Genomic DNA, 17,705 nt, shown 5'->3' with positions numbered 1-17,705 from the left:
CACAAACAACCTCACGGTCTCCGGGTTCGCCCGGCCGCTCCGTCGCCTCCCCAATCCACTCGCGGCCCTTCGGGCGCGAGGGCGCTGAAACACGTTCCCTCCCGTTGGCGGATGGGGGAGGGGCAGGGGTGGGGGTGACTACGGCGTTGGATGCCGCGCACGGCCGCCGGCTCAGCAGATCACCCCCATCCCCGACCCTTCCCCCATCAAGGGGGAAGGGGGAATCAGAGATCCAGGTCCGCCGTCGCGAACTCGGCGTTCTCCTGGATGAACCGGAAGCGCAGCTCGGGCTTGCGGCCCATCAGGGTCTCGACCAGCTCTTCCACGGTCTCCTCGTGGCGCGGCAGGGTCACGCGGGCCAGGGTGCGCTTCTTGGGGTCCATGGTGGTCTCCTTCAGCTGGGAGGCCATCATCTCGCCCAGGCCCTTGAAGCGGCCGATCTCGGGCTTCTTGCCCTTGAACACCGTGGCCAGCAGCTCGTCCTTGTGAGCGTCGTCGCGGGCGTATTCGCTCTTGCCGCCGTGGGCGATGCGGTACAGCGGCGGCAGGGCCAGGTACAGGTGCCCCTGGCGGATCACGTCCGGCATGGTGCGGTAGAAGAAGGTGATGAGCAGGCTGGCGATGTGGGCGCCGTCGACGTCGGCGTCGGTCATGATGATGATGCGGTCGTAACGGAGGTCTTCCTCGCGATACTTGTTCCCGCCCTGGGCCCCCAGGGCCAGCATCAGGTCCGACAGTTCCTTGTTGGCGGTGAACTTCTCGCCGCTGGCCGAGGCCACGTTCAGGATCTTGCCGCGCAGGGGCAGGATGGCCTGGTACTTGCGGTCGCGGGCCTGCTTGGCGGAACCGCCGGCCGAGTCGCCTTCGACGATGAACAGCTCGGCCCCGTCGACCGCGCCGCCGGCGCAGTCGGCCAGCTTGCCGGGCAGGCGCAGCTTGCGGGTCGCGGAAGCGCGAGTAACTTCCTTGTCCTTGCGGCGCTTGAGGCGCTCCTCGGCCCGCTCGATGACGAATTCCAGCAGGGCCTGGGCGTTCTTGGGGCTGGAGGTCAGCCACAGGTCGAACGGGTCGCGCAGGGCCGCCTCGACGAAGCGTTGGGCCTCGGTCGTGGACAGCTTTTCCTTGGTCTGGCCCTGGAATTCCGGGTTCTTGATGAACACCGAGATCAGGGCGCCGGCCTGGGCGACGACGTCGTCGGCGGTGATGATCGCGCCGCGCTTCTCGCCCTTGAGCTCGGCATAGGCCTTCAGGCCCCGCGTCAGGGCGGCGCGGAAGCCGCTCTCGTGGGTGCCGCCTTCGGGGGTCGGAACCGTGTTGCAGTACGACTGCATGAAGCCGTCGTGCTCGCCGAAGCCCTGGGGCGTCCAGCTGACGGCCCACTCGACCGCGCCGGCCTCGCCCTGGCGCTCGATGCGGCCCGAGAAGCTGTCGGGCGTGATCGTGGTCAGGCCCTTGGTGCGCTCGGCCAGGAAGTCGGCCAGGCCGTTGGGGAAGTGGAACGTGGCCTCGGGCGGGGTCTGATCGTGGATACGAGAGGGATCGCAGGACCATTTGATCTGCACGCCGCGGAACAGATAGGCCTTGGAGCGGGCCATCCGGTACAGGCGAGCGGGCTTGAAGTTGGTGCCTTCGCCGAAGATCTCGTCGTCGGGCTTGAAGCGCACCATGGTGCCCTTCTTGCGCGACGGGGAGAGCTGCTCGATCGGGCCCAGCGGCTTGCCGCGCGAGAAGACTTGGCAGTGCTCGAAGCCGTCGCGCCAGACGGTGACCTCGACGCGCTCGGACAGGGCGTTGACGACGGAGGCGCCGACGCCGTGCAGACCGCCGGAGGTCTCATAGGCCTTGCCGGTGAACTTACCGCCGGCGTGCAGGACGGTCATGATGACCTCCAGCGCCGACTTGCCGGGGTACTTGGGGTGCGGGTCCACGGGCATGCCGCGGCCGTCGTCCTTGACCGACAGGAAGCCGTCGGCGTCCAGCTTGACCTCGATGGTCTTGGCGAAGCCGGCCACGGCCTCGTCCATCGAGTTGTCCAGCACTTCGGCGAACAGGTGGTGCAGGGCCCGCTCGTCGGTGCCGCCGATGTACATGCCGGGGCGCTTGCGGACGGGCTCCAGCCCTTCCAGCACCTCGATGTCGGCGGCCGAGTACTCGCCCGGAGCCGAGGCCTTGCCGGGCGGCGGAGGCGGCGGGGCCTTGCTCGACGGCGGGGGCGGCGGCATCGGACGCGGCGTCGGCTCGACGTGCGGCTCCACGCTGGCCTGGAACGGCGCGGCGGGGACGGGCGCCAGGGCGTCGTCGTCGCCAAACAGGGAGGGGGTCTTATCGGAGGACATCAGGAGGAGTCTTAGGCGATTCGAACGCGGGGGCCTCGTATGAGCCCGCCGACTTCCCCTGAAAAGAGAAATCCGCCCCCAGCGAACTGGGGGCGGATCAGCGGCCTAGCGATAAGCGGGCGGATAACCGCTGCCGTCGGTGGCGGCGTAGCGGTCCCGCAGCTGGGTCTGGCGGCTGTCCCGCGGCTGCTCGACCCCGCCGACGAAGACGTTCAGCGGCCAGTTGGTCGTCTCCAGCGGATCGCCGTTCCAGACCACGACGTCGGCGAGCTTGCCCACGTCCAGCGAGCCGATCCTGCCGTCCTGGCCCCAGATCCTGGCCGGGGTCAGGGTCACGGCGGCCAGGCCGGCCGCGTAGGGCAGGCCGTTGGCCACCGCGAGGCCGGCGTTCAGCCGCTCCTGGCGCAGGTTGTTGAAGTCCCGCGAGCCATTGATCGCCACCGTGACCCCGGCGGCGTTCAGGCGGGCGGCGTTGTCGAGCCGCGCGCCCAGGGCCTCGAAGCTGTCGGGCAGGTCGGCCTGCGGATCGACGATGACCGGCACGCCGGCCTTGGCGATCTCCGGAGCGACCATCCAGCCTTCTTCGACGCCTTCGAGGACGACGCGGATCTTCTCCTCGGCCGCCAGCTTCAGGGCCTGGCGGATGTCGGCGGCGCGGGAGACGCGGATCAGCAGCGGCGTCTTGCCCTGTACGACCGGGATCAGGGCCGCCAGATCCAGGCGCGAGAGCCCGAAGTCGCGGGTCGCGCCCTGCTCGAAGGCCGCGCGACGGCTGGCGAAGGCCCGGGCGTCCTCCAGGGCCGAGCGGATCAGGACCAGGTCGGCGCCGCGCGAGCCGCCGGCGGCCCTGGCCCCGCTCTCGCCCAGCGAGACGGTGACGGCCAGCTTGGAGGCCTCGACGATGTCGCTGGCCCCGGCCTTGAGGCGAATGAACGCGGCCTGGCCGCCGAACAGCGGCGGGTCGCCGTCGCCCGTGTGGCCGGCGGTCATCTCCTCGACCACGCCGTCGTCGGCATGCTCGTGAGCGCCGCCGCCGGTCCCCGACAGCACCGGCACGACGGCCGAGCTGGTGACGCCGCCGTCGCGGGCCAGGCCGATCATCGGCGAGGCCGGATTGACGCCGTAGCTGATGTCGAAGGCGGCGCTGAGCGCGCTGCCGGTGCCGTCGTCGCGGGTCTCACGCACCCCGCTGACCTCGGACGCGCCGAGGTTCGACGAGGGGGCGACCAGACCGGGCGTGACGACCCCGCCCTTGGCGTCGATCACCTTGGCGCCGGCCGGAACGGCCACGCCGGCGCCGACGGCGGCGATCTTGCCGTCCTTGATCACCAGGGTCCCGTTCGGGATCGCGGCGCTGGAGACGGGCTCGATACGGGCGTTGACGATGGCGACCGTCTGGGCGGTCGCGGGAAGTGCCAGGGCGCATGCGGCGCTGGCCAGAAGCAGTGACCGGATCATCAGTTGAACGCTCCCTGGCCGGGCTGGCCGAGCTCGAAATCGGATTTGGGCTGGAAGCGCTTGTCCTGGCGGTCATAGATCAGCGCGCCGTCGATGAAGACCTTCTCGGCCTGGGCGTAGACGCTGAACGGGTCGCGGCTCCACACCACCAGGTCGGCGGCCTTGCCGGGCTCGATCGAGCCGGTCTTGTCGCCGATGCCCATGGCCTTGGCCGGGTTGGCGGTGATCCACTTGATCGCCTCGGCCCGGCTGATGCCATAGCCCAGCTTGTTGCCGGCGGTCATGGCGATGGCGGCTTCCTGGTTCAGCCGCTGGGTCATGATCGGATCGTCGGAGTGGATGACGACGCAGGCGCCGTTCTTCCACAGGATGGCGGCGTTGGCGTCGATGCCGTCCAGGCTTTCCATCTTGAAGCCGGTCCACGACGCCCAGGTCGCCGAGCAGATGCCTTCCTTGGCGAGGAGAGGCGCGATCTTGTAGCTCTCCACCGCGTGGTGGAACATCGTGATCTTGTAGCCGAACTCCTTGGCGATATCGATCATCACCGCTTCCTCGTCGGCGCGGTAGCAGTGGTTCTGGACCAGGATGTCGCCCTTCAGGACGCCGGCCAGGGTCTCCAGCTGCAGGTCGCGTTTCGGCGCGTCGGCCTTCTCGCCCTTCTGCTGCTTGGCGCGATAATCGTCCCACTTGCGGGTGTAGTCGGCGGCGTCGATCCAGGCCTTGCGATAGCCGAAGACGTTGCCCATCGCCGTCGACGGAGAGCGGCTCTTGCCGCCATAGACGCGCTTTGGGTTCTCGCCGCAGGCCATCTTCAGGCCGTAGGGGGCGTCGGGGAACTTCATGCCCTGCATGGTCAGGGCCGGGACGTTCTTCAGCGTCACCGAACGGCCGCCGAACAGGTTGGCCGAGCCGGGGAGGATCTGCAGCGTGGTGACGCCGCCGGCGCGAGCCCGGTTGAAGCCGGGGTCCTGCGGCCAGACCGAATGCTCGGCCCAGACCTGGGCGGTGTTCGGGTCGGTGGCCTCGTTGCCGTCCGAGCGGGCCTGGACGCCGGGCGAGGGATAGACGCCCAGGTGGCTGTGGGCGTCGATGATGCCAGGGGTGATCCACTTGCCCTTGGCGTCGATCACCGCGACATCGGCCGGGATGGGGGTGTCGGGACCGCCGACGGACGAGATCTTGCCGCCCGAGACGAAGACGACGCCGTTCTCGATCTGCTGGCCAGTCGCCGTCAGGATCGTGGCGCCGACGAAGGCCGTGGCGCGCGAGGGCAGCGGGACATAGGTCGACGGGAAGCCCGTAGAGGCCTGGCCGTCCATTCCCTTGGGCAGCGGCTTGGCCTCGGCCTTTTCCGCCGGCTTGCCAGCTCCTTGGGCGGCAGGCTTGGCGGAACCGGTCGTCCCGGTCGTCGCGCAGGCCGAAAGGCCCAGCGCCAAGAGGCTCGCGGCGGCGGCCGCGTTACGCCATCTGATCATGAAAAACCCCGACTCTCGAAGAGGCGGGAAGGACAGACGAAAAGAACCGCGCTATCAAGTCGAACAGCGTCCGACGGACGCATTTACGGCAAAATTGTTGCGCGGCACGCTGTGGCTGCGCGCCTATCGGAGGTCGTCCATGCGCCGTCTGCTCGCCTGTCTCGCCATGATCGTGCTGACCGCTTGCAGCGCGCCGACCTCCGGAACCGGAACGCCGCCTGCCCAGTCGCCGCGCACCCCGGTGGCGGAGGGCGGCATGTGCGGCGGCTTCGCGGGCTTCCAGTGCCAGTCGGGCCTGACCTGCCAGATGCAAACTGGCAGTTGCAAGACCATCGCTGACGCGGCGGGGACCTGCCGCAAGAAGCCGGACATGTGCCCGATGATCTACAAGCCGGTCTGCGGCTGCGACGGCAAGACCTATGGCAATGCCTGTCAAGCGGCCGGGGCAGGCGTCAGCGTCGCCTCTGAAGGCGAGTGCAAGGCCTAGGGGATGCGGCTGAGCTTGGGCCGGTAGGACCAACTCTCGACCTCGACCTGCTCGACCAGGGCGGCGGCCTTGCCTAGCAGGGCGGGGCGGTTGGCCAGGTCCGCCCAGGTCTGGCGTGGGATTAGCGCCAGGTATGAGCCCCCTGCGCCGCCGCTGACCGTGCGGTACCAGGCGGCTTGGCCTTTCGGCTCGCGGCTCAGCGCCGTCTCGAAGGCCGCGACGTTCCTCGGAGCGACTGTCACGGCGAAGGCGTCCAGCGCAGCGGTCGGTTTGCGGTTCTCCAGTGTCCGGGTCGTGCTGACCTCGGGCCACAGTTCCAGCGTCAAATAGGTCCGCGCCTTGGCGAACGGCAGCACCTTGGCCGCCATGTCCGCGCCGTCGCCGGCCGGATCGACGCGCTGGTCCATGGTCGCGAACGGAATGCCGAAGGTCCCGTCGATAAACAGTCCGGTGCGGGGGCCGCTGGTCACGTACCAGCCGTACCAGGGCAGCGGATCCTTGTGCTCGGCGTGCCAGGCCAGATGCGCGGCATAGCCGGCCTCGAAGGCGTCCTCCTTCCCGCGATCGATGTCATAGGCGAACAGGAATGCGGCTTGGGCGATAAGGAGCAGAGAGGTCATGCGCCAGACCTAGCGGCGAACGGCGTTCGGGAATATTTCGAACGAAGAGCGACATTCTTTCGGATTGCGAAATCATGCGGCACGCGGACCTGCGCCGGGCGGCGGTGTTCCACGCGGTGGCGGCGGCCGGCGGCATCGCCGCGGCCAGTCCGCGCCTGGGCAAGTCGCCGCCGGCGATCCATCATGATCTCAAGCGTTTCGAGGCCGAGATCGGCCGGCCGCTGTTCGAGCGGGCGGGCAGGGCATTGCGGCTGACGGCGGCGGGGCAGGCGCTGTTCGAGAGCGTCGGCAGAGCCCTGGACGAGGTCGAACGCACCCGGATGCGGCTGGCCCAGGAGGATCCGGCCTTGCGGCCGCTGCGGATCGCCACCGTCTCGGCGTTCGGCCGCTATCGCCTGGCGCCGCGCCTGATGGCCGGGCTGCCCAAGGACCGTCCGCTGGATCTGACCTTCGGCGCGCACGAGACGGTGCTGGCGGCGGTGGCGAGCGGCGCGGCCGATCTGGCCGTCACCTATCGCCCGGTCACCGCCGCGCCGGTGCAGTCCAAGCCGCTGGCGGAGGAGGAGATCGTCCTGGCCGTGGCTCGCGACGCTCCGGCGCCGGAAGACCTGGACGCCTTGGCGACCACGCCTTTCGTCACCTACGACGAATACGAGTTCGTCTTCGGCCACTGGTTCGAGACGGTGTTTGGTCGCCAGCCCGACAGCTTGCGCCGCCTGGACCACACCGGCGAGATCGAAGAGGCGATGGAGAGCTGCGCCGCCGGGCGCGGGGCGATCATCGCGCCGCTGGACCTGGTGGAGGCCCCGGCCTGGCGGGATCGGGTGCGGGTCGTGCGGCCGGCTGGCTTGCCGGTTTGCGTCAACACCCTGCATCTTCTGGGACTGGGCGCGGCGCTCGTCTCGGCTGATGCTGACACCATCCGGTCCGCCTTGGCGGTAGGAGCATGACCATGACCCAGATCATCCGACGCGACGCGCTGGCCGGCGGCCTCGCCGTCGCCGCGCTCGCTACCACCGCCAACGCCCAGGAGAAGACGCCCATGTACGGACTGATCGGACAGATGCTGGCCGCGCCGGGCAAGCGCGACGAGCTTCTGGCTATCCTGGGCGCGAGCACCGGGGACATGCCCGGCTGCCTCAGCTATGTGATCGCCAAGGATCCGGCCAATGCCGACGCCCTGTGGATCACGGAGGTCTGGACCGACAAGGAGGCTCACGCCGCATCGCTGAAGCTGCCGGCCGTGCAGGCGGCGATCGCCAAGGCCCGGCCGATCATCGCCGGCTTCCCGCAGCACTTCGAGACCATACCGGTCAGCGGCCACGGCCTGAAGTAGCTATCGCCAAAAGAAAAGGCCGCGGATCTTTCCGCGGCCTTTCCAGTCTCAAGACCCGAAGGTCCTAGAAGCGAGCGTCGACCGAGACGCCGATCACGCGCGGTTCGTTGACGAACGCGGTGAGGTTGTTGAAGTCGATCGCGCCTTTGATGTTGCTCTCGTTGGTGATGTTGCGGGCGAACGCCGCCACTTCCCAACCGCCGACCTTGTTGGCGTAGCCGAGCTTCAGGCCGCCCTCGAAGTCACCCTTCGAGTAGAACTCCTTCGACTGGTACAGGAACAGGTTGGTGTAGCCCTGGACCTTCCAGTCGGTGAAGGCGAACAGCTCGCCCGAGGCGACCGGAACCGAATAGCGGGCCGTGACGTCGAAGGTGTACTTCGGCGCGTTGGGGAACGGGTTGCCGTTCACCAGGGCCAGACCGGCGGCAGTCAGCTGATCGGTGACGGTGCAGGCGGCGCACGGGGCGACGGCGAGGGTGCTGTCCTTGATCTTGGTGTGGGCGTAGCTGTAGCCGGCCGTGACGACGAAGTTCGGGGTGACCACGAACTCGCTGTCCAGTTCCAGGCCGTAGGCCTCGCCCTTCTTGGCGTTGATAAGGCGGTTGGAGTTCGAACCACCGCCGACGGCGCTGAACTGCGGGTCGTCGATCGTGTAGGCGAAGACCGCGCCGTTCAGGCGCACGCGGCGCTCGAACAGTTCGCTCTTCAGACCCAGCTCGTAGGACATGATCGTTTCGGACTTGGCGGCCGAGGCCGGCGAGCCGAAGGCGATGTCGCGGCCCTGGATCGACGGACCGCGGAAGCCCGAGGCGACCTTGGCGTAGACGCTGACGTCCTCGTCGATCTTATAGAAGGCCGACAGATCCCAGGTGACCTTCGAGTCGGACACGGCGACCGACGGCGCCGGGTTCGGGCCGGAGACGACGTTCATGTCCTTGTCGTCGTCGGTGTAGCGCAGGCCGCCCGTCAGGGTCAGTTGGTCGTTGACCTTGTACGAAGCCTGACCGAACGCCGCCCAGGCCTTGTTCTTCTGGCGCAGCGTGGTGGCCGGCATGAAGAACGGGTCGGTGCGGATGTCGTACTTGGTGTCGAAGTAGAAGCCGCCGACCTGCCAGCTCAGCGGGCCGTCGGTGTCGCTGGCCAGGCGGACTTCTTGCGTCCACTGGAACAGGTTCTTGATGCCGTCCTGGGTGTCCGACTGGAACGGGATGAAGCCCGGACCGCCCGGATTGCCGCCGTCGATGTCGCCAAGGCTGTAGCCGTGGGTGTTCTCATAGGCGGTGATCGAGGTCAGCTTGGCGCCGTCGAAGTCGTACTCGATCTTGGCCGAAGCGCCGGCGCCCTTGTAGGTCTGCGGGTTATTGGCCGGGTTGTTATAGGCGACCTCGTCGCGTTCATAGTTGCTGTTGAGCTTGTTCGAGCCCTTGGTCAGCACGTTGGCGCGGAATACGGCGGCGGTGCCGTCCAGATCGCGCATGTGGACGTTGAACAGGGCCGACAGTTTCTCGGTCGGGGTGAACAGCAGCTGCAGGCGGGCAGCCTTTTCGTTGAAGCCGCCTAGCGTGTTGGGCTTCTTGGTGAAGGTGTTGTCGATCCAGTCGTCGCGGCGCTGGAACAGCACCGAGGCGCGGGCCGCGACCTTGCCGGGGACGACGGCCCAGCCGAGGCCGCCGTCGAAGGTGAAGGTGTTGAAGCTGCCGTACGAGGCCGTGGCGCGGCCCTTGGTTTCTTCCGACGGCTTGATGGTGTCGAACTTGACGATGCCGGCCGTGGTGTTGCGGCCAAACAGCGTGCCTTGCGGGCCGCGCAGGACTTCGACGTGGTCGAGGTCGTAGAGCGGCGAGCTCTTCAGGACGACATTCTCGAGGACGACGTCGTCCTGGATGATCGACACCGGCTGCGAGGCGGCCAGGTCGAAGTCGGCGTTGCCCAGGCCGCGGATATAGAAGCGCGGCGCGACGCGGCCGTTCGAGGACTCGGCGTACAGGCCCGGGGCCTTGCCCGACAGGGTCAGGATGTCGTCGCCGGCGGCGAAGACCGCCTGCAGGCGCTCACCGCCGATGGCGGCGACCGAGACCGGGACGTCCTGCAGGTTTTCACTGCGCTTCTGGGCGGTGACGACGACTTCGCCGACCGTCACGTCCTGGGCGAAGGCGGCCGAGCCGGCGGCCAGGGAAGCGACGAGGGCGGTCAGGCCGCAAGACACCGTCAGGGTGCGGCGAAGAGAACGATTGGGGCGCATGGAGACATCCTGTGCTGATGAGGCCGTCCGCCGACTCTGACCGGGGCGTTAACGGCGCTGCTATTGCGCTGCGATAAGCGAAACAGCGGCGCTTCGGATATCGCGCTTTGTTCGAAAACGGCCGTTTGGGCCCGATTACGTCGGTTCTGTTGCGAAGTTGCGACAATTTTGTTCAGGCGGCGCCCAGTAAGTAATAAATTATTCTACTTTCTGGTCGTGTTGACCTTGCGGCGCGCACGAAAAAGGGCCGGAGATCGCTCTCCGGCCCTCGTCTAGTCCTATTCGCTTACGCGATTAGCACTTGTAGTACATCTCGAATTCGACCGGGTGCGGGTGCAGTTGCAGGCGCATCACTTCTTCCATCTTCAGCTCGATGTAGCTGTCGATGAAGTCGTCATCCATGACGCCGCCGGCCTTCAGGAAGGCGCGATCCTTGTCCAGGCTTTCCAGGGCTTCGCGCAGGGAGCCGCAGACTTCCGGGATCTTCTTCTGCTCGCGGGGCGGCAGGTCGTAGAGGTTCTTGTCGGCCGGAGCGCCCGGATCGATCTTGTTGATGATGCCGTCCAGGCCGGCCATCAGCAAGGCGACGAAGGTCAGGTACGGGTTGCCCATCGGGTCGGGGAAGCGGGCTTCCAGGCGCTTGGCCTTCGGCGAGTCGACGTGCGGGATGCGGATCGAGGCCGAACGGTTGCGCGAGCTGTAGGCCAGCTTCACGGGGGCCTCGTAGCCGGGCACCAGGCGCTTGTAAGAGTTCGTCGTCGAGTTCGAGAACGCGTTGATGGCCTTGGCGTGCTTGATGATGCCGCCGATGTACCACAGGCATTCCTGCGACAGGCCGGCGTACTTGTCACCGGCGAACAGCGGCTTGCCATTTTCCCAGATCGACTGGTGAACGTGCATGCCCGAGCCGTTGTCGGCGAACATCGGCTTGGCCATGAAGGTGGCCGTCTTGCCGTAGGCGGCGGCGACGTTGTGGATGACGTACTTGTAGAGCTGCATCCGGTCGGCCATGACGACCATGGTGTCGAACTTCAGGCCCAGTTCGTGCTGGGCCGGGGCCACCTCGTGGTGGTGCTTTTCCGGCTTCATGCCCAGCTCGCCCATGACGGCGAGCATTTCGCCGCGCAGGTCCTGGCAGCTGTCGACCGGGTTCACCGGGAAGTAGCCGCCCTTCGGGCCCGGGCGATGGCCCATGTTGCCTTCCGGATATTCCTTGGCCGAGTTCACCGGCAGTTCGCTCGAGTCGTACGAGTAGCCGGTGTTGTTCGGCGCGGTCGACCAGCGCACGTCGTCGAAGATGAAGAACTCGGCTTCCGGACCGAAATAGACGGTGTCGCCGATGCCGGCCGACTTGACGAAGTTTAGCGCGGCCTTGGCGATCGAGCGCGGGTCGCGGTTGTAGGGGGTGCCCGTGTCGGGGTTCACGACGTCGCAGAACAGCGCCAGCGTGGTCTGTTGATAGAACGGGTCGATGATCGCGCTATCCAGGTCGGGGCGCAGCTTCATGTCCGACTCGTTGATGGCCTTCCAGCCGGCGATCGACGAACCGTCGAACATCGTGCCGTCGTTCAGGAAGTCATCGTCGACCAGGTCGATGTCGAACGTGACATGCTGCAGCTTGCCGCGCACGTCGGTAAAGCGGACGTCGACGTACTTGACGTCCTTTTCCTTGATCAGGTTCAGGATATCCTTGGCGGTGGTCATTCCGTATCCCCTTTGTAGAGTCTTTAAGCGTTAGACGATCCGGCCTCTAGACGGCGGCCGGGCCGCTTTCTCCGGTTCGGATGCGGATGACTTCCGCGATCTCCGAGACGAAAATCTTGCCGTCGCCGATGCGGCCCGTGCGGGCGGCGCGGGTGATGGCTTCCAGCGCGGGTTCCAGCTGGCTGTCCTCGACGACCACCTCCACCTTGATCTTGGGGAGAAAGTCCACGACGTACTCGGCGCCGCGATAGAGTTCCGTATGGCCCTTCTGACGGCCATAGCCCTTGGCTTCGAGCACGGTCATGCCCTGGACGCCCATGTCCTGCAGGGCCTCCTTCACCTCATCCAGCTTGAACGGCTTGATGACGGCTTCGATCTTCTTCATCGGTTCCACTCGGTCCCGTCGGCGGCGAACCGCCTTCACTGAGCGCGCAACCATCACGCCACCCGGAGCGTCGCAAGCGAGGGGCCGCGACAAACCTGACCGAACGGTTGACTTCCAGGCATGTGATTAATTCGCGGGCGCCTGGCGCCGTGGAAATATGCATTTTCGGAATGGCCGCCAAATGCCCTTGCGACATGCGGTTTCGCGCCTACGATCCCGCCCAACGATCGTTTGAATGGGGGTGAACGTGCGCGACGACACACCGGTTTTGATTGGCGCGGGCCAATTCACGTATCGAGGCAAGGCCGAAAATTCACCATCTCCGCTGGAATTGCTGAAAACTGCGGCGGAAAAGGCGGTGCTCGACGCCGGACTGGAAGGGTCGGTTATTGCCGATCTCGACGCTTTGGCGGTCGTTGCGTTCAGCATCGATGCGCCCGGAGGGTTGTCGAAGCTGCCGTTGCCGCGTCTGGCGGACCCGCCGGCCTCGCTGGCTAGAGCGTTCGGGGCCGCGCCGGCGTGGAGCGTCTATACCGAGACCGGCGGCAACAGTCCTCAGCAAGTGGTCAACATCATCTGTGAGCGGATTGCCCAAGGAGAGTCGGATCTGGCCTTGGTCGCTGGGGCCGAGTTCCTGGGTTCGCTGATGAAGCGGATGAAGGGCGGCCTAGGCTTCGAGGGCTGGGGCGACGACATCACCAGCACGCCCCAGCGCGTCGGCGATCCGCGTCCAGGTGTCACCAATCACGAGGGCGCGCACGGCCTGGGCTATCCGGTGAACACCTATCCGCTATTCGAAAACGCGCTGCGGGCGCGGGACGGGCGCTCGCTGGCGGAGCACCAGAAGCAGCTGGGCGAGTTCTTCGCGCCCTTCACCAAGGTGGCGGCGGCCAATCCCCATGCCTGGTTTCCGATCGAACGCTCCGCCGAGGAGCTGGTGACGGTGACCGACCGCAACCGGATGGTCGGCTATCCGTACCCGAAGTACCTCAACGCCATCATGGAGGTGGACCAGTCGGCCGCCGTCCTGATCGCCAGCGTCCGCAAGGCGCGCGAGCTGGGCGTGCCGAAGGATCGCTGGGTGTTCCTGCACGGCTGCGCCGACGCCTCGGATCTCTGGTATCCGCTGGAGCGGCAGAATTATCACTCTAGTCCGGCCATGCGCCTGACCGGCGAGCGGGCGCTGGAGATGGCCGGCATCGGGCTCGAGGACCTCGACCTCATCGACCTTTATTCGTGCTTCCCGTCGGCGGTGCGCGTCGGGGCCGAGGAGATCGGTCTGGCGCTGGACGACCCACGCGGCCTGACGATCACCGGCGGCCTGCCATACTTCGGCGGACCGGGGAACAACTACGCCCTGCACGCCATCGCCGAGATGGTGACGCGGCTGCGTGAGCGGCCCGGCGCCTATGGCCTATCGACCGCCAACGGCTGGTTCCTGACAAAGCAGTCGGTCGGCGTCTATTCGACCAGGCCCGTCGAAGGGAAGTGGCGGCGTCAGTCGCCGTCGGTGATCCAGGCCAAGATCGACCTCCTGCCGCATCCGAAGATCATCGAGAAGCCGCAAGGACCGGCGACCATCGAGACCTACACCATCGTCCATGGCCGCGAGGGCGCGCGCATGGGCATCATCATCGGTCGCGACGCGGAAGGCCGCCGCTTTGTCGCCCAGACGCCGGACGATCCCGCGGTTCTGCGCGACTTGGAGAGCCGCGAAGGCGTTGGCCGGACCGGCGTGGTCGGCCCGCATCCTGACGGCGTCCGCAACCTCTTCGTCCCGGATTGAACGCCATGAATAGAGTGCATGTCATCCGCCACGGCCGCCCGGCCGCGACCTGGGGCGGCGAAGACGGGGACCCTGGCCTCGACGGCACGGGCCTGCTGCAGGCCCTGGCCATCGCCAAGGAGGTGCTGGCCTTGCCGCGAGGCCAGCGACCGACGAGGGTGGTGGCCTCGCCCTTGCGCCGCTGTCGCGAGACGGCCGAGCCGCTGGCCGATGCTCTTGGCGTGGAGATCGTCATTGACCCGCGCGTCGGCGAAATTCCAACCCCGGCGGGGCTGAGCCACGAAGAGCGGCCAGCTTGGCTGCGACAGGCGTTCGGCGGGCGCTGGGACGAAATCTTGGGCGACCTTGACTATGTCGCGTGGACGCAGAGTGTCGCGGCGGCCCTGCGCGAACACGCGGGCGCGGCGGTGTTCAGTCACTTCGTGGCCCTGAACGCGGCGGTCGGGGTGGCCACGGGCCAGGCCCAGGTCATGGCGTTCCGGCCGGACCACTGCTCCCGCACGGTGTTCGACGTCGACGGCGACCGCTTGATCCTGGTCGAGAAAGGGCGCGAAGCTCAGAGTCAGGTGCTTTGAAGGAGTCGGTGTGGCGCGAGAGATTCTGTCCGTCGCCGAGATGGCCGCGGTCGACCGCGCCGCCGTCGAGCGCGGCACGCCGACGCCGGTCTTGATGGAGCGGGCCGGGGAGGCGGTGGCCCAGGCTGTCCGCGCCCGCTACGCCCGTCGTCCCGTGGTGATCTGGTGCGGCCCGGGCGATAACGGTGGTGACGGTTATGTCGCCGCCCGCCACCTGCGCCGGCGCGGCTGGCAGGTCTTGGTCGAAGCCGCCTATCCGCCGTCCACCGACGCCTGCCGTTGGGCCGCCTTACGCTGGAAGGGCGAGACGCGGCCGCTGTCGACCGAGCTCTCCCCGGGAACGCTCTATATAGACGCGCTGTTCGGCGCCGGCCTGTCGCGGCCGCTGGAGGGCGAGGTCGCCAAGCTGGCGCGGGCGTCCACCGAGCAGCCTTTGACCCTCGTCGCGGTCGACACGCCGTCGGGTCTGCATGGCGACACCGGCCGGCCGCTGGGCGAGACGGCCTTCCGCGCCGACCTGACCGTGACTTTCCACCGCCGCAAGCGCGCCCATGTACTGGTCGAGGGCCGCGAGGCCTGCGGCGAGATCGTCGTCGCCGACATCGACCTGTGGCCCGGCGCTGCGTCGGACCTGTTCGAGAATGAGCCGGACCTGTGGGGCAAGCGCTTCCCGTGGCCCTCACTGGACGCTCACAAGCACACGCGCGGCCGACTCAAGGTGGTCAGCGGCGAGATGTGGAGTACGGGCGCGGCGCGGCTGTCAGCGCGTGGGGCCCTGCGGATCGGCGCCGGCGCGGTGACCGTGCTGTCGCCGCCGGGCGCCCTGGCGGTCAATGCCGCCCATCTTGAGGCGGTCATGCTGGCGCCGTTCGGAGCGGAGGCTGATCTGGCCGTCGCCGCCGAGGAAGCCGACGTGGTGATCATCGGCCCGGCGGCCGGGGTGGGAGAGGCGACCGCCCGCAACCTGCAGGCCCTAGCCAGCACCGGCGCCGCCCTGGTGGTCGACGCCGACGCCCTGACCAGCTTCCGGCATGACCCCAGCGAGCTTTTCGCCTGCCTGGACCGCGACGACGTCCTGACCCCGCATCCTGGCGAGTTCGAGCGGATCTTCCCCGGCCTTCTGGCCCGGTCGCCCGAGCGCATCGCCGCGACCCGCGAGGCGGCCAAGCGGGCAGGGGCCGTCGTGCTGCTCAAGGGGGCCGACACTGTCGTCGCCGCGCCAGACGGCCGCGCGGCTGTCTCGCTCAACGGAACGCCGTGGCTGGCCACGGCCGGTTCGGGCGACGTTCTGGCTGGCTTCATCGGCGGCCTGATCGCCCAGGGCATGGAAAGTTTCGAGGCCGCCTGCGCCGGCGCCTGGATCCACGCTGAGTGCGGCGCCCGTCATGGCCCCGGCCTGATCGCCGAGGACCTGCCGGGCCTGGCGCCCGCCGTGCTGACCGAGCTTTACGCGCGGCGCTGAGCGGGGCTTGCGCGGCGGGGTTTAAGTCCGTAATCCCCGTCACGCGCGGATGTGGCGAAACTGGTAGACGCACTAGATTTAGGTTCTAGCGCCGAGAGGCGTGGAGGTTCGAGTCCTCTCATCCGCACCACACGCCTCGTGACAGCTGGCCCAAAGACGGGGCGGTCTGTCACGAGTTTTACTTATCGCGCTCTTGGATGCTCACGCACGTCGTGACATAAGGGCGCTCTTTCGCCGCCCCGGCCTCGCGGGCGGCGTCGATCTTTTGGACCCCAGGGCGGAGCTCGGGCGCTCGGCGCCTCGGACCCGAGAATTAAAGAATGTCGATGCAGATCGTTGAAAAGTCGGGCGAAGGCCTCAGCCGCGTTTTTGGCGTCACGGTGCCCGCGAGTGAACTGGCCACGCGCCTGGAAGCGCGGATCGCCGAAGTCGCGCCGCAGATGAACGTGAAGGGTTTCCGTCCTGGCAAGGTGCCGACGGCCCACGTTCGCCGTCTGTACGGCAAGGGCCTGATGGGCGAAGTCGTCGAACAAGCTCTGAACGAGACGACCAGCAAGGTCCTGGAAGAGAACAAGCTGCGTCCGGCCGGCCAGCCCGAGCTGAATCCGACCTCGGACATGGACAAGGTCATCGCCGGCGGTGAAGACTTGGTCTTCGATCTGGCCGTCGAAGTGATGCCGGAATTCGAACCGATCGACCCGGCGTCTATCGAGCTGACCAAGCCAGTCTACAAGGTCGGCGACGAGGAAGTTCAAGAAGCTCTCGACGAGCTGGCCAAGCAGGCTCGCACCTATGAGCCGCGCACCGGCAAAAGCCTAAAGGCCAAGGACGGCGACCAACTGCTGATCGACTTCGTCGGCACGATCGACGGCGTCGAGTTCGCCGGCGGCAAGGCCGAAGGCGCCGAGCTGGTCCTGGGTTCGGGCCAGTTCATCCCGGGCTTCGAAGAGCAACTGACCGGCGCCAAGCCGGGCGACGACGTCGTCGTGAAGGTGAAGTTCCCGGAAGACTATCAAGCCGCCGATCTGGCCGGTAAGGACGCCGAGTTCGCCACCAAGGTCCACGAAGTCCGCGCGCCGGTCGACGGCAAGGCCGACGACGAGCTGGCCAAGCGCCTGGGTCTGTCGGACCTGGCCGCCCTGACCGACCTGCTGCGCTCGAACCTGGGCAGCCGCTACGAGAACAGCTCGCGCTTCAAGCTGAAGCGCGCCCTGCTGGACGTCCTGGACACCAAGCACGACTTCGCCCTGCCGCCGCGCATGGTCGACGCCGAGTTCGCCGGCATCTGGCAACAGGTCGAGGCCGACAAGGCCCGTGGCGGCCTGCCGCCGGAAGACGCCGAGAAGTCGGAAGACACCCTGAAGGACGAGTACCGCAAGATCGCCGAGCGCCGCGTGCGCCTGGGTCTGGTGCTGGCCGAGATCGGTCGCAAGAACGACGTCGTCGTCACCGACCAGGAACTGACCGATGCGATCATGCGCGAAGCCCGCCAGTACGGCGCTCAGGCTCAGCAAGTGTTCGACATGTACCGCCAGCGCGCCGACCTGCAGGCGGCCCTGCGCGCCCCGATCTACGAAGACAAGGTCGTCGACCTGATCTTCGGCAAGGCCAAGATCGAGGAAAAGGAAGTCTCCAAGGACGAGCTCCTGGAAGAAGACGACCTGCCGGAAGGCTACGGCGGCTAAGGCTCGCCGAGGCTGAAACAAACGAGGCGCGGCTCGCGAGGGCCGCGCCTTTTTCGTACCGCCCTGAAACCGCCGGCTCCTTGCAACCTGTTAAGCGCCACGCGATATGCGATAGCGACGGCGCGCGGGGGCTGATTCGTTTTCGCACCGCCCA

14 protein-coding genes and 1 tRNA gene are annotated in these 17,705 nt (G+C 67.3%); 8 read left to right on the top strand and 7 right to left on the bottom strand.

The window, feature by feature from the left end; genetic code table 11:
- Positions 1-224 precede the first annotated feature (224 nt).
- From parE to ACW173_RS20155, 3 genes are all read right to left on the bottom strand, one after another.
- Positions 225-2,339: a DNA topoisomerase IV subunit B gene (parE, locus tag ACW173_RS20165; RefSeq protein ID WP_492086026.1), complete on the bottom strand. Its 2,115-nt coding sequence runs from the start codon at positions 2,337-2,339 to the stop codon at positions 225-227.
- Positions 2,340-2,441: 102 nt separating this feature from the next.
- Positions 2,442-3,794 (bottom strand): amidohydrolase family protein, encoded by a 1,353-nt coding sequence (locus ACW173_RS20160; protein WP_492081850.1) that lies wholly within the window; start codon positions 3,792-3,794, stop codon positions 2,442-2,444.
- Positions 3,794-5,269, bottom strand: a complete 1,476-nt coding sequence (locus tag ACW173_RS20155; protein ID WP_492081849.1) for an amidohydrolase — start codon at positions 5,267-5,269, stop codon at positions 3,794-3,796. The genes ACW173_RS20160 and ACW173_RS20155 overlap by 1 nt, the downstream gene beginning before the upstream one ends.
- A 139-nt stretch (positions 5,270-5,408) precedes the next feature.
- Here ACW173_RS20155 and ACW173_RS20150 point away from each other — a divergent pair, with 139 nt between their 5' ends.
- Positions 5,409-5,756: a Kazal-type serine protease inhibitor family protein gene (locus ACW173_RS20150; protein ID WP_492081848.1), complete on the top strand. Its 348-nt coding sequence runs from the start codon at positions 5,409-5,411 to the stop codon at positions 5,754-5,756.
- Here ACW173_RS20150 and ACW173_RS20145 read toward each other — a convergent pair.
- Positions 5,753-6,376: a hypothetical protein gene (locus ACW173_RS20145; protein WP_492081847.1), complete on the bottom strand. Its 624-nt coding sequence runs from the start codon at positions 6,374-6,376 to the stop codon at positions 5,753-5,755. The genes ACW173_RS20150 and ACW173_RS20145 overlap by 4 nt on opposite strands.
- Before the next feature lie 74 nt (positions 6,377-6,450).
- On the opposite strand from ACW173_RS20145, the gene ACW173_RS20140 reads away from it, so the two are divergent.
- Positions 6,451-7,326 carry a LysR family transcriptional regulator gene (locus tag ACW173_RS20140; protein WP_492081846.1) on the top strand — a complete coding sequence of 292 codons (876 nt, stop codon included), beginning with the start codon at positions 6,451-6,453 and terminating at the stop codon, positions 7,324-7,326.
- Positions 7,327-7,328: 2 nt separating this feature from the next.
- Complete coding sequence (locus tag ACW173_RS20135; RefSeq protein WP_492081845.1) at positions 7,329-7,712, top strand: putative quinol monooxygenase; 384 nt, start codon at positions 7,329-7,331, stop codon at positions 7,710-7,712.
- A 64-nt stretch (positions 7,713-7,776) separates the two neighbouring features.
- Here ACW173_RS20135 and ACW173_RS20130 read toward each other — a convergent pair whose 3' ends face one another.
- From ACW173_RS20130 to ACW173_RS20120, 3 genes are all read right to left on the bottom strand, one after another.
- On the bottom strand, positions 7,777-9,954 hold the full coding sequence (locus tag ACW173_RS20130; protein WP_492081844.1) for a TonB-dependent receptor: 2,178 nt from the start codon (positions 9,952-9,954) through the stop codon (positions 7,777-7,779).
- A 294-nt stretch (positions 9,955-10,248) separates the two neighbouring features.
- Positions 10,249-11,658 carry a type I glutamate--ammonia ligase gene (glnA, locus tag ACW173_RS20125; RefSeq protein ID WP_492081843.1) on the bottom strand — a complete coding sequence of 470 codons (1,410 nt, stop codon included), beginning with the start codon at positions 11,656-11,658 and terminating at the stop codon, positions 10,249-10,251.
- Between the two features lie 46 nt (positions 11,659-11,704).
- Complete coding sequence (locus ACW173_RS20120) at positions 11,705-12,043, bottom strand: P-II family nitrogen regulator (RefSeq protein WP_099577548.1); 339 nt, start codon at positions 12,041-12,043, stop codon at positions 11,705-11,707.
- 235 nt (positions 12,044-12,278) lie between these two features.
- On the opposite strand from ACW173_RS20120, the gene ACW173_RS20115 reads away from it, so the two are divergent.
- The 5 genes from ACW173_RS20115 to tig all read left to right on the top strand — a co-directional run bounded on the left by ACW173_RS20115 (position 12,279) and on the right by tig (position 17,551).
- Positions 12,279-13,829: an acetyl-CoA acetyltransferase gene (locus ACW173_RS20115; protein ID WP_492081842.1), complete on the top strand. Its 1,551-nt coding sequence runs from the start codon at positions 12,279-12,281 to the stop codon at positions 13,827-13,829.
- 5 nt (positions 13,830-13,834) lie between these two features.
- Positions 13,835-14,404, top strand: a complete 570-nt coding sequence (locus ACW173_RS20110) for a histidine phosphatase family protein (RefSeq protein WP_492081841.1) — start codon at positions 13,835-13,837, stop codon at positions 14,402-14,404.
- A 10-nt stretch (positions 14,405-14,414) separates the two neighbouring features.
- Positions 14,415-15,866: an NAD(P)H-hydrate dehydratase gene (locus ACW173_RS20105; protein WP_492081840.1), complete on the top strand. Its 1,452-nt coding sequence runs from the start codon at positions 14,415-14,417 to the stop codon at positions 15,864-15,866.
- A gap of 45 nt (positions 15,867-15,911) precedes the next feature.
- A tRNA-Leu gene (locus ACW173_RS20100) sits at positions 15,912-15,996 on the top strand.
- A 196-nt stretch (positions 15,997-16,192) separates the two neighbouring features.
- Complete coding sequence (tig, locus tag ACW173_RS20095) at positions 16,193-17,551, top strand: trigger factor (RefSeq protein WP_492081839.1); 1,359 nt, start codon at positions 16,193-16,195, stop codon at positions 17,549-17,551.
- The last annotated feature ends 154 nt before the right edge of the window (positions 17,552-17,705 follow it).

The organism is Caulobacter sp. ALps2 (assembly GCF_058681635.1).
The sequence above is the reverse complement of the archived record's forward strand: the minus strand, read 5'-3'. Positions and strand labels throughout refer to the sequence as shown.